The sequence below is a fragment of the Paraburkholderia sp. CNPSo 3272 genome (assembly GCF_024206495.1).
GTDB lineage: Bacteria > Pseudomonadota > Gammaproteobacteria > Burkholderiales > Burkholderiaceae > Paraburkholderia.
On the sequence record NZ_JAMBPQ010000001.1, the window covers coordinates 1 to 15,879 of the forward strand.

A 15,879-nucleotide genomic window follows, 5' to 3' on the forward strand; every position below is an offset into this window, starting at 1 on the left:
AAGCAAGGCCACGCGCGCAGGAAGAAGCAACGCGAATTTACACAGGCCGACATCGAGCAGGTGATCGTCGACCTGGCCGGGCAAAAGCAGCCTTCGCAGGCCCAGCGCAAACCAGGTCATCGATCAGCAGGCGTTAATGGAACAGGGGCGAATGCCCTGCCCGTTCATGATCCGATCTTCGACACTGCGTGAGCTGCAACCCGTGAAAGACAAAACCTGAACCCCGCAAAAGCGGACACTTGAACTTGGTCGGGAAGCGGACATCTGAAAATGGCTTTGACATTCATGTTCGCAAACATTCGTATCCGACGCATCACCGCATTTCGACAATCACCTTCAACGCCTGCGTGCTGGACGCCTGCGAAAACGTCTCATACGCCTTGGGCATGTCGTCGAACGCAAACCGGTGCGTGATCAGCCGGGTCGGGTCGATCCGTCCGGCGCGGACGGTCTTGAGCAGCATGGGCGTGCTCACTGTGTCGACGAGCCGCGTTGTGATTGCGACGTTGCGGTCCCAGAGCTTATCGAGGAAAAGCGACGCCGGCACGCCATGCACGCCGATGTTCGCAATCACGCCTCCCGGCGCCACGATCTGCTGGCACAGTTCGAACGTCGCAGGCACGCCAACAGCCTCCATGGCGCAATCCACGCCTACGCCATCCGTGAGTTTCATCACCGCGTCCACGGCGTCGCCGGCGCGCGGATCGATGCACGCCGTCGCGCCGAACTTCTTCGCGCATTCCAGACGGTTGGGGTCCATATCGATCATGATGATCTGCGCGGGCGAATAAAACTGCGCGGTCAGCAGCGCGGCCAGCCCGATCGGCCCTGAGCCGACAATGGCCACCGTGCTGCCGGGTTCGACCTTGCCGTTGAGCACGCCGCATTCGAAGCCCGTCGGCAGGATGTCCGAGAGCATCACGAGCGCGGCTTCGTCGAGGCCGTCGGGAATCCGGTAGAGGCTCGTTTGCGCGTGCGGAGTACGCACGTATTCGGCCTGCGTGCCGTCGATGCGATTTCCGAGAATCCAGCCGCCTGTTTCGCAGTGCGAATACATGCCGCGCCGGCAGTACTCGCACTGCCCGCAGCTCGAGATGCACGAGACGAGCACGTGATCGCCGACTTTCAACGTCGAGACGCCACTGCCGATTTCATGCACGACGCCCACGCCTTCGTGACCGAGAATGCGGCCCGGCTCGCAACTCGGCACGTCGCCCTTGAGAATGTGGAGATCGGTGCCGCAGATCGTCGTCTTCGAGATCTTGACCACGGCGTCGCCGGGTCCCTGCAAGGCGGGCATTGGCCGCGTTTCGAGTGCGAACTTGCCCGGGCCGTTATAGACCAGTGCTTTCATGGTTCCTCCATCGACAACCGGAAATACGCCGGCTCGCCGGGCGCCCTCCTTTCGGTCCGCGCGCGCGGCGAGTCCGTCGTGCCCTGCAAGGTTTGCATATTTCGATTCACAGGGAGCCACCGTAAATCGAAATAACGACGACATCGCCCTTGCATTCTTGATCGTAGTTCAATGTGCGATGGCTTCGAAGCGATGGCATGGATTTTCATGCGTTAAGCATTGGTTTCTTGCGCTCTCTCAAACGCTAGAACAGATGCCGGATACCGACCTGCACGCCGAACTCGCTCTGACCGGGTCCCGGCGTGAGGAACGAACCCGTCGTAATGCTGGCGCCCGCCATCTTGAACTGCGCGGTGCCGTAGTTCCTCAATTCGGAAATCGTGCCGTAAAGCCGCGTCCCCTTGGAGAGATCGTAGTTGACGATCGCCCCGTATTGCAGGGCGTCGTTGCCGAGATGCGTGCTGTCCTTCGTGTACGCGGCGCCGGTGCCCACACTCAAGAACGGCGTGAAGCGGTAGTCGGCCGAAAGCGAGTACGTGCTGTGCCAGTCGCCTGCCGTATTCCCAACCGGCCCGGCCGTCGGGTCGTATTTGCCCGCCGGATTGCTGAGCGCATTGCCGGTGGTCGCGGAAATGACGTCGTTGGCGCGGAAATAGCCGACATAAATGTGTCCCCACCCGTAGTCGAGATTGCCGCCCGCCATGAATTCCTGCACACGGTTGGACGCCGCGGCATTCGCCGCGTTCAAATAGGCAAGCGCGAGATAGACCGGGCCCTGGGTGGTCTGCACGCCAGCCTGATACACGGCATTGCCTGCGAGCGTGCCGGGCTGGCCGCCCACCGAATAATGCAGCTCGACCTGGGTCCCCACGAACTTGGGTGAAATCCACGCAATGTCGTTATCGACGCGCGCCAGCCAGTTCGCAAAGTTGTTGTAGCCCGAGGCGTAGGTCGCCGCGCTGAAGGCGTCCATATTGCCGCTCCAGGCGAACATCGGCGTGTTCTGCCGGCCGAAGCGCACCTCACCGAAGCCACCGCCCACACCGACCCACGCCTGGCGATCGAAGAACCGATAGCTGTTCTGCAGCTTGCCCGTACCCGGATCAAAGCCGCTCTCCAGCGCGAAGTTCACGCGGTATCCGCCGCCTATGTCCTCCGCGCCGCGCAAGCCCCACCGGCTCGTCATCAAGCCGTTATTGCCGAGCACGGCGAGCGACGTGGTCTTGCCGTCGACTTTCGTGTTCTGGTAGCCGGCGAACACGTCCAGCACGCCATAGAGCGTCACCGACGATTGTGCCATCGCCGGTGTGCTGGCGACGACGGCCGCGGTGATCGCCGATAAGATAAGGAATCCTCTATTTAACGACATCGTCACTTTCCCCTGTTGTTGACTTCTTGATAGTTCGTTGCTGACCTGAAGCTGTCAGCTTGCGCGGTCGGTCGCGAGCATGCGCTTCACCACGAGTGCGAGCGGCACGGTGAAGCAAAAGTGCGACATGAAACCGCCGATAATGACGACCGGGTCGTAATAATTGGGATGGTTGTCGGACGCGATGCTGATCGCCACATGCATGACGATCCACGCCAGAATCGCGTAAAAGAGCGCGACGAATGTGGCTTCGTAGCCGCGGCGGCGGAAATACGGCCAGATCGCGGCGAACAGCACGCCCCACGCCATGGCGAAGAAGAAATGGATGGCAGTCCCGAGGAAATACGCCCAGATGCCGAGTGAGTCCTGGACGCCCTTGCCGAACACGAGGCCGGTCGCGTTGCGGGGGATGCCCGCAAGCGGCATGAGATGCTGGGCGCCGACCCAGATAAGTGCCTCATAAATCCAGATGATCACCGCGCCCGTCAAGCCCCCGGCCACGCCGGCGCGCAAGATTGCCCCCAGCGACGGCTTGCCGTCGATTTCCGTTCTCGTCCCTTGATACCCGCCCTCACCTACGTTTGCATTGCCGCTCATCGCCGTCTCCTCCTGTCGTACTGCACGAAATGCTTTTCGCCAGGATAGAAACGGGGCTTGCGGAAAACTACATCGGGTTAACAGCAGGCGAGAGGCGCTCAGGGGCAAGAAAGCGCGCGCAAGGCGTGCCCGTGGCTCGCGATGAGCAGCGCAGCGCCAAGCTGGACAAGGCCAGGCGCAATTCATCGGTCCACTGCGGGAGGCCGGCAGACCGGCTTGCAGACCCGATCGCCGATAAGAGAAATCGATACGGAGGAAACGACTTCGCAACGCCAGGTATGCAAACGCGCTGCAACTGCGGCCACTCACCTCTCCCCTTTTACTCGAAGCAGGAGGCGCAGCAGCACGGGCAGCACCAGCAGCACGAGCGGCATCTGCACGATCAAGCCGGAGATGATCGCGACGGCGAGCGGTTGCTGCATCGCGGAACCTTGGCCTATCGCGAAGGCAAGCGGCAGCAGCGCGAGAATGGCTGCGATGGTCGTCATCGCGATGGGCCGCAGGCGGTTGCGGCCGGCGGCCTGCAACGCCTCCTCGAGCGGCACGCCTTCGTCGCGTACGAGCCCCTGAAACTCGGAAACATAGAAGATCGCGACCTCCGTCACGATGCCGACGATCATCGTCATGCCCATCATCGCGGAGATGTTAAGTTCGATCCCCGTCACCCACAGTCCGATGAAAACCGCGCCGGTGGCGAGCAACGGCATCGCCATCACCGCGAGGGCCACGCGAAAGCGCTCGTAGAGGAAAAGCAGCAGGCCGAACACCAGCGCCACGGCAGCGCCGAACACCGCGAGCAGCCCCTTGAAGGCGATCTGCTGTTGCTGGTACAAGCCGCCAAGTTCGTAGTAGACGCCCGTTGGCAGGAGCGCGGGATCGGCGAGCACGCGCTGCACGTCGGCAATGGTCGAGCCGAGGTCCCGCCCATCGATGCGCGCCGTCACCGCTACCATGCGCTTGAGGTTGTCGCGACTGATCTCGGGCTGGCCGCTCACGTGCACCGGGTCGGCAACGCGTGAAAGCGCGAAGACGTGCCCATCCGGCGCGCGCAACGGCAGGCGCGCGAGTTCGGTGTCCGTCATTTGCAGCGCACCTTGCGCCCGCACGCGCACACCAACCGTCTTGGGGCCGTTCTGGAACTGCGTCGCCACGTTGCCGTCCAGCAGATCCGAGACCTGCTGCGCGACTGCTTGCGGGTCCATGCCCTCGGCAGCCGCGGCGTCGGGCCGGATGCGCAGATCGATGGCATCGCCGGCTGGATTGATGCCGTCGTTCACGTCGACGATGCCGCCAATATTGCCGATGCGTGCGGCCACACGCCTGGCGGTCGTGTCGAGCACATGAGAGTCGTCCGAGTAGATCTTGATCTGCACGGGCTGCGGAACCGCCGTGAGGTCGCCGATCAGGTCCTCCATCAACTGCGCAAGCTCCACGCTTACACCCGGCACGTTTGTTTCGATCTGCGAACGGATCTCCTCCATCACCGTGTCGATCGGTTCGCGGCTACCCGACTTCAGGCGCACGAAGAAGTCCCCCTTGTTCGGCTCGTTCAGGTCGCCGCCAAGTCCGGCGCCGGTGCGGCGTGAATACGTCGCCACATTCGGGTTCGCGCGAATGATCGCTTCGATTTGTTGCATCAGTCGATCGGTCTCGGTGATCGAAGTGCCCGGCTGCGTGTGATAGTCGAGCACGAAACCGCCCTCGTCCATCGACGGCATGAAGCCGCTCCCGACCCGCGTAAACGCGAGCGCCGAAAGCAGCGCAAGCGGAACCACGAGCGCGAGCACCCACAGGGGCCGCGCGCTCACGCGCGAGACGAGCCGCGCATAGGCACTGTTGAGCCATGCGGCGAAGCGCGTTTCGCGATGCTCCTCGGCATCTTTCGCCGTGAGCCAGCGATCGCAGAGAATCGGGATGGCGAGCCACGTGACGAGGAACGAAATAAAGAGCGCGCTCGCCATCGTCACCGAAAGCGCCTTGAAGAACGCTCCGGTTACGCCCGAGAGAAACGCCAGCGGCACGAAGATGATGAGCGTTGCCGCGGAAGAGCCGGCGAGCGGCCGCGTGAATTCGAGAGCCGCACTCATCACGCGGCCATGAAACGCATGTGCGCCGGCTTCGCGCATACGCCGCGCGATGTGCTCGATCATCACGATTGCATCGTCGATCACGAGTCCCACCGCCGCCGCCATCCCGCCGAGCGTCATGATGTTGAAGCCCATGCCAAACACGTCGAGCAGCAGAATGGTCGCAGCCATCACGATGGGCACGAGCGCCACGGCGATGAGCGTGATCTTCGTGTTGCGCAGAAATACGAATAGCGTGAGCGCCGCGAGCACCACGCCAATCATGATGGCATCGCGTACGCTGGTGGCCGAGGCGATCACGAGCTCGCTCTGGTCGTACCAGTTCGAGAGCGTCACACCGTGAGGCATCTGCGGGCCAAAGTCCTTCAGGCGCGCGCGAATCGCCTGCGCCATCGCCACGCTGTTCGCGCCGGGCTGCTGGTAGACGTTGATCAGCACGGCGTCCTGACCATCGGCGGTCACGCGGATCCATTGCGGCACGGTCCCCTGGGTGACAGTAGCCACGTCGCGCAGGCGGATCTGCGTCGCGCCTGCGGAGGACACAACCACGTTTTTCAGCGTATCGAGCCCGCTGAAAGCGGAATTCGCCACGACGAGAAAAAGCTTGTCGTGGTCCTCGATGCGCCCGGTGGCCATCAGCACGTTGCCCGCGCCGATCGCGCGGGAGATATCGGCGACCGAGAGCTTGTACGTCGCGAGGCGCGCGGGATCGACGGCAACTTCGAGTTCGTCGCGCGCCCCGCCCGTCACGTCCACGCGCGCCACGCCCGCGACGGAAGAAAGCAGCGGACGCAACTGGAACTGGGCGAGGTCGTAGAGCTGCGAGAGCGACAAGCGCGACGACGTCAGGCTGTATGCGAGCACCGGAAACACAGTCGGGTCCATCCGCCGCACCTGCATGCTGGTGCCGGGGGGCAGCGTCGCGAGGATCTCGGCAATGGCCGACTGCGCCTGCAACGTGGCTTGCGCCATGTCCGTGCCCCAGTCGAAATTCAGCGAAATTTCTGCTGCGCCCCGGCTCGTGCGGGATTCCACGTCGCGCACGTTCGGCACGCGCCGCAACGCCTCTTCCACCGGCATGGTGACGAGCGTCGCCATCTGTTCGGCCGGACGGTCGCCCGCGTCGAGCGAGATCACGGCGCGAGGAAAGGAAACGTTCGGAAAAAGCGAGATCGGCAGACGCAACGCGGTGAGCGCACCGGCAAGCGCCGCAAGCCCGATCACGAACAGCAGCGAACGACGGTGGCGCTGCATCCACTGGCTGAACGTCATCGCGCGCCGCCCTTCGCCACGCGCACGGCCATGCCGTCTTCGAGTTCGTAGTTGCCAACGACGACGAGCGGGCGCGATGCGTCGAGCGCACCATCCACGCCGTAGGTATCGCCTTGCTCGACTTTCACGTTCACATCGACGCGGTGCGCCTTGCTGTTCGATGCGACCTGAAATACATAGCTGCCCTTCGCGTCGTGCAGCACCGCGGCGCGCGGCACGTTCCACCACGTGCCGGCCTGCGTGTCGATGTCGGCCCGCACGCGCGTCCCCGGCAGGAACGCGGTGCCCGCGAGCGGCACGTTCGCACTCACGTTCACGAGCTGGCTCTGCGCGTCGATGGCTGCGCCGACGAGCACGATGCGCCCTTGCGAACGCTGCGAACCGAGCGAGGCGGACAGAGGGCGCAGCACCACACGATCTCCGGGGCGCAGCGTGAGCGCGTCGGCCGGTTCGACGCCCAGCGAGATGTTCGCGGCATTGTCCGCGGAGCCATTCGATGCAACGACCTGGGCGAGTGCCGTGCCCGCCTGGATCCGGTCGCCCGCCACCGCGGCAAGCTGCCCGATGACGCCGGCCACCGGCGCCGCGATCGTTTTCGAACCCGGCGCAATGCCCGTTGCTTGCTGCGCAGCGAGCGCCTGCTGTGCGTCATCCAACGCTTTTTGCGCCGCGGCGAGCTGCGATTGCGTGGCGAGACCGTCGTGAAAGAGCGAGCCGGTGCGCGCGAGTTCGCCACGTGCGAGTGTCGCTGCGCTTTGTGCCTGCGTATACGCGATTACGGCGTTTGGATCGGCTTGCACGATGAAGAGCGCAGCGCCCTTCGCGACGGTCTGGCCGGGCTGCACGAGCACGCGCGTCACGCGGGCGAGATACGGAAGGCTGATGGTCGTGGCGTTGGAGGCCGCAGAGGCGACCGCGCCATACGCGACGACAGTTTGGGCGACCGGCTGGCGCGTCGCCTGCACGACCTGCACGGCGGCGGATGGCGCAGGCGTGCTGCCCGAAGCGGCGGCGTCATCTGCACGTGCCGCATGCGGTGCAAAAAGCGCTGCGCCAGCGGCGAGCGCGGCCGCTGCGCCAAGTGCGCAGACGGCGACACGCGTGCGCGTGCCGGAAAGAAAGCGGTGCTCAGTCATAGAGATCAACGTGCAACGATGGTATTGTTGAGCGCGCTTTCAGCAGTGGCGCCTCGCGCGGACGGAGACTGATCAGGATCGGGGATCGCGCTGCCGAGCAGCGCCTGGAGACCGATGCGTTGCTCGGCTAGCGCTTCGCGCGCAGTGGCGGCATCGATGCGACGCGCGAGCGCAGCGCTTTGCGCGTCGACGTACTGGCCGAGCACGATGTTGCGCGCCGCGTAGGCGTCGCGCGCCTGCGCGGCGGCACGCTCGAGCCCCGGCAGCGCAGCGTCATACTGATCGAGTTGATGCGCAGCAATCGCGCTGTCTGCGCGCAGGTGGGCGATATCGGCGTAAGCCGCGTTCAGCCGTGTCTGGTATTCGTCGGCGAGACGCTGTCGCGTGGCCTGCTCGATGGCGATATTGCCGCGATTGCGGTTGAAGACCGGCAGGGTGAGGTTGATCGCGAAGCCGCTCGTGTAGATTTCCGAAGTGTCGCGCTGGCGCGTAAAGCCCACCGAAAGACTAGGGAACTGATTGAGGATCGCGGCGCGGTACTTCTGCTCCTGCGCCTCGTAGCCGGCCTGCAGCGCGATCAGGTCGGGACGGCGCTGCGCCAGCTTCGCGACGGCGGCGTCGAGCGTGCCATCGGGCATCGGCGTGACTGCAGTGTCGCCAGTGAGCGTCAGCGTCGTGTCGGGCGCGAGGCCGAGCAGCGCATTGAGGTCATGGTGCGTCTGCTCGCGCGCGTGCAGCATGTCTGTGTATTGCTTGCGGGCGTCCTCGTAGGCGGTAAGCGACGCGGTGACGCCGTCCGCCGTCATATTGTGCTCGCTCGCCGCGTGCGCGGTGCGTTCGTAACGCGTGCGGGCGAGCGCCGTCTGCTGCTCGAGCAGCGGAAACACCTCATCCTGAAAGCGCGCTCTCACGTACAGCTGCTTCGCCTGCGCCACGACCTGCCATTCCTGCCAGAGCAGACCGAGATCGGTCTTGCGAACCGTGGCGTTGGCGGACTTCGTGTTCGCGCTACGCGTGACAATCGCCATCACATCCATGCTCAGGCCGTAGCTGAACGCGCGCGACAACCCAACAGCGCCGGGATAGTCGCTGGAGATGCTCACCTGCGGATCCGGTAAGAGTCCTGCTGAAAACGCCTGCGCTTGTGCAATCCCCAGATCGTCACGCGCAAGTTTCAGGTCGGGATTATTAGCGACGGCCAGCATCGCAACGTCTTCGATGTCGAAGCCGTTCGACGGATCGAAGCGATGTGCCGCAAGCTCGGGCAACGGCATTTTCGCGGGATCGATCTGCACCCGTGCGAGCGCATCCTGCGTGGTCAACGAAGGTCCCGTAGCCAATGGCTGCGCCTTGTAGCTTGCGCAACCGGCAAGCAGTGCGGTGCCCGATGCGAAGGCGACGAGCGTGGCGCACGCGCGACTCGGGATGTTGAAGTGAAAGACGCGCGGATACATCGCGCGAGACTGCGGGCTGGACAATATGAACTCCTCGAGCCAATCCCGCGCAGCATGAATGCGCGAGCATGGACCTGAGCGCAAGCACCATACGTTGGTGGCGTTGCGGCAGGCATGCTGCGCATTCTGCAGGGTTAACGCTTATGCAATGCTTAAGCAGGCGTTCGCATCCGGTCTCTAAGGCCGCTTCGCCGTCAGACAGGCGATGCGCTCAGCGCCGAGTTGCACTCCGCTTTCGAAAATCGCCCGCATTCTGACTTCCAGATACGCGCGCTCATCGCGGACAAATTCCTTTCGAAGACCTCTTCCAGGCTGGCCGCCAACGGGTGGGGCGAGGTACGAAGAAACCTTTCCCAACGCAGGCTGTCTTCTGAAGACCAGACGGGTAAGATAACTTTTCTTATCAAAATAGTTCGTTTGTACAAGAAAACTCTGCGCTTCAAAAACGCGCCACAGGCGGCCATGTCAGAGCGCCCGCAACGTCATGGTGGCGCCTGCAAGCGTCTCAAAACGCGAGTGGGCGAACGCGCAAATCGCGTTTCGTGGATCGTAGGAGACATCACGCAAGTCGAGCTGCCCGTGCGCGCGTACGACGTTTGGCACGACCCGCCGTGTCTCATTGCCTGACGACGCGCCGAATTTGGCACGCCCTTCACGCTGCTCAAACAGGAACGCTAGGAGCATCACACGCCGGGGGGCCACGCACGAGTTCAACTACCGCATGTGCGGTGAAGAGACTTTGGTGAATGTGCTTGTCGTTGATACGCGCCGTTTCAGGGTGCGAACGCGAGCGCCGCGTCTTCCGGAAGATTTTCGAGCGCGCGGCTGCCATCGCGCAGCGCTTCGCTCTCGCCGTGAAAGGTCGTTTCGCTGTAAGCGATGAGCCTGAAGCCGCTACCCGCGCTGCGAGGGATGGTGATGCCCCAATGCCACCCGCCTTCCTGTTCGAAGACGTGCAGCTTCAGAGATGCATGCAATGTTGTAGATCGATTCGTCATGTCACGCCCTCCTTTGCGAAACGTCGAGGCAGCCGGCAGACATTGGTCAGTGTAGGCACCATTTTGTTGCGGCGCAATAAATATCGACTTTGAGGTGCGATGCTACGCGATTGGGCGTCGCCATCGGGCAACAAAGGGAAACAGGCGGCAACCAGAAGCAACAAGCGAAACAAAAGTAAACCAGGCGTGCGGCAGCGCAGCGTCTCACGCGCCCTGTCCCTTTGCGCACTGAAGCATGAGCGCACGCCCCGAAGCCGTCCTCGACAGTACGCCCGATGTCGCGTCCAATAGGTGCACGATCAGCGCTGCGCTGTCCCGACGCGGTTCTTCCCGTGCCCGGCTCGGCCGCGGAGATTGCGCCGGGCGTACGCTGGCATCTCATCGAACGTTTCGGTCTATCCGATCGAGCCCGACGCGAACGCGATGCCCAGTGGTACGCCTCGTTCGACAAGCTGCTCAGCAAAGTGCCCGTCGACGTGCTCGTGCTTCCCTCGCATAACGACTGCTCGAACGGGCTGCACGCGCATCGAACGGCTGGGCCAGGGGCGGGATAAGAGCCTCGCGCGCCCGCGCGCCACGCTCGCGGAACCTCGACGCGCCGTAGATGTGTTCTGTTCGCGCGGCGGCATCGGTGAGGACGATCTCGGGCAGATGAGCCTCGCCACCGGCGAGAGCCTGGCGTGCCTCAACGGCACGTACTGGAATTCGCGGGCGTAAAAAATGGCAGGGAAGGCGCAGTTCGCCCCGCCTGCCACAAGCCGCATTGACGGCACGCACCGGAAAACCGGGAAAGTCGTCGATCGGTGTTTACATGTTCGGATAATTCGGGCCGCCACCACCTTCCGGCGTGACCCACACGATGTTCTGCGTCGGGTCCTTGATATCGCAGGTCTTGCAGTGCACGCAGTTCTGCGCGTTGATCTGCAGGCGATCTTCTTGATCGTCTCTCACGAACTCGTAGACGCCTGCGGGGCAGAAACGCGCCTCGGGTCCTGCGTAAGTCGCGAGATTGATGCCGACCGGCACCGTCATGTCCTTGAGCGTGAGGTGCGCAGGCTGGTTCTCTTCGTGGTTCGTGTTCGAGACGAACACCGAAGACAGACGATCGAATGTGAGCTTGCCATCGGGCTTCGGATACTCGATCGGCCTGCACTGCGAAGCGGGCTTGAGCATTTCGTGATCGCGATGCTGGTGGTGCAGCGTCCACGGCACATTGCCGCCCAGCAGCTTCTGCTCGATGCCCACCATCAGCGTGCCCAGGTACAGGCCCTTGCTCATCCACTGCTTGAAGTTGCGCGCCTTGTACAGCTCCGTGTACAGCCACGACTGCCTGAACGCTTCCGGATAGGCCCCGAGCTCGTCGCTCTGGCGGCCTGCCTGCACGGCTTCGAATGCCGCGTCCGCGGCCAGCATGCCGGTCTTGATCGCCGCGTGGCTGCCCTTGATGCGCGAGGCGTTCAAAAAGCCCGCGTCGTCGCCCACGAGCGCGCCGCCCGGGAACACGAGCTTGGGCAGCGACATCAGGCCGCCTGCCGTGATCGCGCGCGCACCATACGAGACGCGCTTGCCGCCTTCGAGGTACTTGCGGATTTCCGGGTGCGTCTTGTAGCGCTGGAATTCCTCGAACGGCGAGAGATACGGGTTCTGGTACGCGAGACCCACGACAAAACCCACCATCACCTGGTTGTTGTCGATGTGGTACAGGAACGAGCCGCCGTACGTATCGGATTCGAGAGGCCATCCGGCGGTGTGGATCACGAGACCCGGCTGGTGCTTCGCGGGATCGATCTCCCACAGTTCCTTGATGCCGATGCCGTAGACCTGCGGATCCGAATCCTTGCCGAGCTTGAACTTCTCGTTCAGCTGACGGCCCAGGTGCCCGCGACAACCTTCGCAGAACAGCGTGTACTTCGCATGCAGCTCCATGCCGAGCTGGAAGTTCTCGGTGGGCTCGCCGTCCTTGCCGACACCCATGTTGCCGGTGGCGACGCCCTTCACGGAACCGTCGTCGTTGTAGAGCACTTCGGCAGCAGGAAAGCCGGGGAAGATTTCCACGCCCAGCGCCTCGGCCTGCTGGCCCAGCCAGCGCGTGACGTTGGCGAGGCTGATGACGTAGTTGCTGTGGTTCTTGAAGTTGTCGGGCAGTGCCCAGTTCGGCACAGCCTTAGCCCCCGTTTCGGAAAGAAAAAGGAACTTGTCCCCGGTCACCGGCACGTTAAGCGGCGCGCCTTGCTCTTTCCAGTCCGGAATCAGCTCGTTCAGGGCACGCGGATCCATGACCGCGCCCGAGAGGATATGCGCCCCGATTTCCGAGCCTTTCTCCAGCACGCAGACACCGATTTCAGCGCCTTTTTCCGCGGCCAGCTGCTTCAGGCGGATCGCGGCAGACAGCCCGGCGGGACCGCCACCGACGATCACCACGTCGTATTCCATCGACTCGCGTGGGCCGTACTGTGCAATCAGATCAATCGACGACATACCCTCTTCCTTGCTTGCTAACTGGGCGCTCTGAGTCGCCCGATCAAAACTGCGCTTCGCTCAGTGCGAGCACGCCGGCGTCGCCCTTTGCGGCCAGGATCGACGTCTCGAGACCGCCCGCCTGCGCGAGAATGTGCTCGGCGTAGAACTGCGCGATCGCGATCTTCGCGCTGTAAAACTCGGCGTCGTTCGCGAGTTCGCGTTGCGCCACGAGCAGCGCGCGCGCCATTTGCCAGCCGCACAGCACGATGCCCGCGAGCTTCAGATACGGCACGCTGCCCGCGAACACCGCGTTCGGGTCGCGCTTGACGTTCGCAACCACGTAATCGACGACATTCGCCAGTGCGCGCGCGCCCTTCTCCAGCTGCTCGCGCATCGATGCCGCCGCGGCACTGCCGGCCTGGCCCAGTTCCTCAGCAGTCCGAGCGATCTCGCCAATCAGCGCCTTCGCAACCGCGCCGCCGTCGCGCACCGTCTTGCGGCCCACCAGGTCGTTCGCCTGGATCGCCGTGGTGCCTTCGTAGATAGCGAGAATGCGCGCATCGCGGTAGTACTGGGCCGCGCCCGTTTCTTCGATGAAGCCCATGCCGCCATGCACCTGGACGCCAAGGCTCGTCACCTCGTTGACCATTTCGGTACTCCAGCCCTTCACGATCGGCACGAGGAATTCGTAGATCGCGAGATTGCGCGCGCGCACTTCCGGGTCGGCGTGGTAGTGAGCATGGTCGCTATGGGCGGCCGCGACATACGCGAGCGAGCGTGCGCCCTCGGTCATCGCGCGCATCGAGGCGAGCATGCGGCGCACGTCCGGATGGTGGATGATGGTTGCCGACTGCTTGAGCGAGCCGTCTACGGGGCGGCTCTGTACACGCTCCTTTGCGTACGCCACAGCCTTCTGATACGCGCTCTGCGCCACGCCGACGCCCTGCATGCCCACGCCAAAGCGCGCCGCGTTCATCATGATGAACATGTATTCGAGGCCGCGATTCTCCTCGCCCACGAGGTAACCGATCGCGCCGCCGTGGTCGCCGTACTGGAGCACGGCCGTCGGGCTCGCCTTGATGCCGAGCTTGTGTTCGATCGATACGCAATGCACGTCGTTGCGCGCGCCGAGCGAGCCGTCGTCGTTGACGAGGAACTTCGGCACGACGAAGAGCGAGATGCCTTTCACGCCTTCGGGCGCGCCCGGCGTGCGCGCCAGCACGAGGTGAACGATGTTCTCCGCCATGTCGTGCTCGCCCCACGTGATGAAGATCTTCGTGCCGAAGACCTTGTACGTGCCGTCGCCCTGCGGTTCGGCGCGCGAGCGAACCAGTGCGAGGTCGGAGCCGGCCTGCGGCTCGGTGAGGTTCATCGTGCCGGTCCAGTCGCCGGAGATGAGCTTCGGGACGTAGCGCGCCTTCAGCTCGTCGCTGCCGGCGGTGAGCAGCGCCTCGATGGCGCCGTCGGTGAGTAGCGGGCACAGCGCGAACGAAAGGTTCGCCGCGTTGAGCATTTCGATGCAAGGCGTCGCGATGAGCTTGGGCAGCGCCTGGCCGCCGAATTCGGACGGATGCTGCAGACCCTGCCAGCCGCCCTCGACATACTGGCGGAACGCTCCTGCGAAGCCGGGCGTCGCCGTTACCTCGCCGTCGCGCCAGCTGCTGGGCACGCGGTCGCCTTCCACGTTCAGCGGCGCGATGACTTCGCCGGAGAGCTTCGCGCACTCGTCGAGCACGGCCTGCGCAGTGTCGAAACCAGCGTCTTCGAAACCCGGCAGGGTCGCGACGGCGTCAATGCCGGCCAGCTCTTTCAGCACGAACAGCATGTCCTTGACGGGGGCGTTGTAGCTCATGATCGGTCCTTCGAGTCACTCAGGGGTCAAAATGGATGCGCCGCCGGGCCGGGCTTCCTGGGTGGCCACCTTGCGGCTGTACAGGACGGATCGTAGCGTCAATGGGTCGCGAAACCACTGTCCAAACCGGACCATATGGTGACAATTCTGGCCACGCTAGCGGCGGCTAAGCCCACCCGTCGCGGTGAGTCATACGAAGTACGTGCGCGCTCAGGCGCTCAGCCGCGGCGGCGGTAGGTGCCGGGCGTACTGCCCGTCCAGTGGCGGAAGGCGCGGTGAAAGGCGCTGGGGTCGTCGAAACCCAGATCGCCGCCAATGGCCGCGATCGTGTCCTGGGTGTCGGTGAGGCGCTGGATCGCCACGTCGCGGCGCAGTTCGTCCTTGAGCGCCTGGAACGTTGTCTCCTCGGCGGCGAGGCGCCGGCACAGCGTGCGCACAGAGCAGTGCAGGCTGTCGGCCGCCGCTTCGATGGTCGGCAGATCGGGCAGTTGCGCGGCGAGGTACTGACGCACGTTGTGGCTCACGAGCTGCTCACTGAAGGTCTCGAAGATCCAGTCGCCGGGCGAGCGCGCGAGAAACACGCGCAGGTTGCGCTTGCTCTGCCGGATCGGCATGTCGAGATAGGCCGCGCTGAAGCGCATCAGCGTGGCTTCGCAGCCAAAGCGCACGGGACCCGAGAAGAAATAGCGGTGATCGAGCGCGTGCGGCGGCTGCGCGCAGGCGAAATCGACCTGCAGGAGCGGAATACGCTGGCCGATCAGCCAGGACGACACGCCATGCGCGAGCTTGAGCGTCAACTCCTGCCCGAGTGTCCCGATCGCGCCATACGCCGGATTGGCGCGTAATGCCACCTGGGCCACGAGCCCCTGGCGGCGCGATTCGAGCCGGAAATCGTCGAGCACGATATGGAAGAACTGATCGAAGCGATGCAGCGCCGTCTCGAGGTTGCGCGCATCGAGCAGGCTCAGGCAGAGAAACTTGAGCGTGCCGCTGCGCAGCGGCCGGCTGAAAATGCCGGGCATCTCGTCATCGAGTTCGATGGCGAGCGTCTGGTAGAGCGTGGAAAACTGCTCTTCCGTCACGCGGCCACCGGGCTTGGCGAGCAGTTCCAGCGCGATGCCCGCCTCGTTGAGATAGCGGCGAATCACGCTGGGCTCGGCGCCCGCGCCGGCGAGAAAGCCGTTGACGAGCGAGATGGGAACGGTGGCGCTAGGCGATGGCATGCATGGACGATGGAAGGCCGCGGAAACGGACAGACATCGGCGTCGGTCCTGGGCGCCATTTTAAATCGGCGCGGCCG

Annotated in this window: 10 protein-coding genes and 1 pseudogene; 1 reads left to right on the forward strand and 10 read right to left on the reverse strand. The window is 63.9% G+C overall.

Annotated elements, in window-relative coordinates:
- Positions 1–192 (forward strand): annotated as a pseudogene (locus tag M3I53_RS00005) (ISNCY family transposase); the annotation flags it as partial.
- Positions 193–313: 121 nt separating this feature from the next.
- Here the strand turns inward: M3I53_RS00005 and M3I53_RS00010 are convergent.
- The 10 genes from M3I53_RS00010 to M3I53_RS00055 form a co-directional block, all read right to left on the reverse strand.
- The gene (locus tag M3I53_RS00010; protein WP_254313962.1) at positions 314–1,354 is read right to left on the reverse strand and encodes a zinc-dependent alcohol dehydrogenase family protein; all 1,041 of its coding nucleotides are present in this window, start codon (positions 1,352–1,354) and stop codon (positions 314–316) included.
- Positions 1,355–1,598: 244 nt separating this feature from the next.
- The gene (locus M3I53_RS00015; protein WP_302057504.1) at positions 1,599–2,723 is read right to left on the reverse strand and encodes a porin; all 1,125 of its coding nucleotides are present in this window, start codon (positions 2,721–2,723) and stop codon (positions 1,599–1,601) included.
- A 54-nt stretch (positions 2,724–2,777) separates the two neighbouring features.
- Entirely contained in the window at positions 2,778–3,320 is a 543-nt protein-coding gene (locus tag M3I53_RS00020) for a hypothetical protein (protein WP_254313964.1), read from the reverse strand.
- Positions 3,321–3,625: 305 nt separating this feature from the next.
- Positions 3,626–6,679, reverse strand: a complete 3,054-nt coding sequence (locus M3I53_RS00025; protein ID WP_254313965.1) for an efflux RND transporter permease subunit — start codon at positions 6,677–6,679, stop codon at positions 3,626–3,628.
- Positions 6,676–7,815 (reverse strand): efflux RND transporter periplasmic adaptor subunit, encoded by a 1,140-nt coding sequence (locus M3I53_RS00030; RefSeq protein ID WP_254313966.1) that lies wholly within the window; start codon positions 7,813–7,815, stop codon positions 6,676–6,678. The genes M3I53_RS00025 and M3I53_RS00030 overlap by 4 nt, the downstream gene beginning before the upstream one ends.
- A 5-nt stretch (positions 7,816–7,820) precedes the next feature.
- On the reverse strand, positions 7,821–9,293 hold the full coding sequence (locus M3I53_RS00035) for a TolC family protein (protein WP_254313967.1): 1,473 nt from the start codon (positions 9,291–9,293) through the stop codon (positions 7,821–7,823).
- Between the two features lie 749 nt (positions 9,294–10,042).
- A complete protein-coding gene (locus M3I53_RS00040; protein ID WP_254313968.1) occupies positions 10,043–10,267 on the reverse strand; it encodes a hypothetical protein in 225 nt (74 codons plus the stop codon).
- An 807-nt stretch (positions 10,268–11,074) separates the two neighbouring features.
- Positions 11,075–12,745 carry an electron transfer flavoprotein-ubiquinone oxidoreductase gene (locus tag M3I53_RS00045; protein WP_254313969.1) on the reverse strand — a complete coding sequence of 557 codons (1,671 nt, stop codon included), beginning with the start codon at positions 12,743–12,745 and terminating at the stop codon, positions 11,075–11,077.
- 43 nt (positions 12,746–12,788) lie between these two features.
- Positions 12,789–14,579 (reverse strand): acyl-CoA dehydrogenase, encoded by a 1,791-nt coding sequence (locus tag M3I53_RS00050; protein ID WP_254313970.1) that lies wholly within the window; start codon positions 14,577–14,579, stop codon positions 12,789–12,791.
- A 218-nt stretch (positions 14,580–14,797) separates the two neighbouring features.
- Positions 14,798–15,802 carry an AraC family transcriptional regulator gene (locus tag M3I53_RS00055; protein WP_254313971.1) on the reverse strand — a complete coding sequence of 335 codons (1,005 nt, stop codon included), beginning with the start codon at positions 15,800–15,802 and terminating at the stop codon, positions 14,798–14,800.
- Positions 15,803–15,879 lie beyond the last annotated feature (77 nt).

Bases quoted from the DNA above. Each gene is read 5' to 3' on its own strand.
- M3I53_RS00010 (WP_254313962.1), bottom strand. From the start codon at position 1,354: ATGAAAGCACTGGTCTATAACGGCCCGGGCAAGTTCGCACTCGAAACG.
- M3I53_RS00015 (WP_302057504.1), bottom strand. From the start codon at position 2,723: ATGTCGTTAAATAGAGGATTCCTTATCTTATCGGCGATCACCGCGGCC.
- M3I53_RS00020 (WP_254313964.1), bottom strand. From the start codon at position 3,320: ATGAGCGGCAATGCAAACGTAGGTGAGGGCGGGTATCAAGGGACGAGA.
- M3I53_RS00025 (WP_254313965.1), bottom strand. From the start codon at position 6,679: ATGACGTTCAGCCAGTGGATGCAGCGCCACCGTCGTTCGCTGCTGTTC.
- M3I53_RS00030 (WP_254313966.1), bottom strand. From the start codon at position 7,815: ATGACTGAGCACCGCTTTCTTTCCGGCACGCGCACGCGTGTCGCCGTC.
- M3I53_RS00040 (WP_254313968.1), bottom strand. From the start codon at position 10,267: ATGACGAATCGATCTACAACATTGCATGCATCTCTGAAGCTGCACGTC.
- M3I53_RS00045 (WP_254313969.1), bottom strand. From the start codon at position 12,745: ATGTCGTCGATTGATCTGATTGCACAGTACGGCCCACGCGAGTCGATG.
- M3I53_RS00050 (WP_254313970.1), bottom strand. From the start codon at position 14,579: ATGAGCTACAACGCCCCCGTCAAGGACATGCTGTTCGTGCTGAAAGAG.
- M3I53_RS00055 (WP_254313971.1), bottom strand. From the start codon at position 15,802: ATGCCATCGCCTAGCGCCACCGTTCCCATCTCGCTCGTCAACGGCTTT.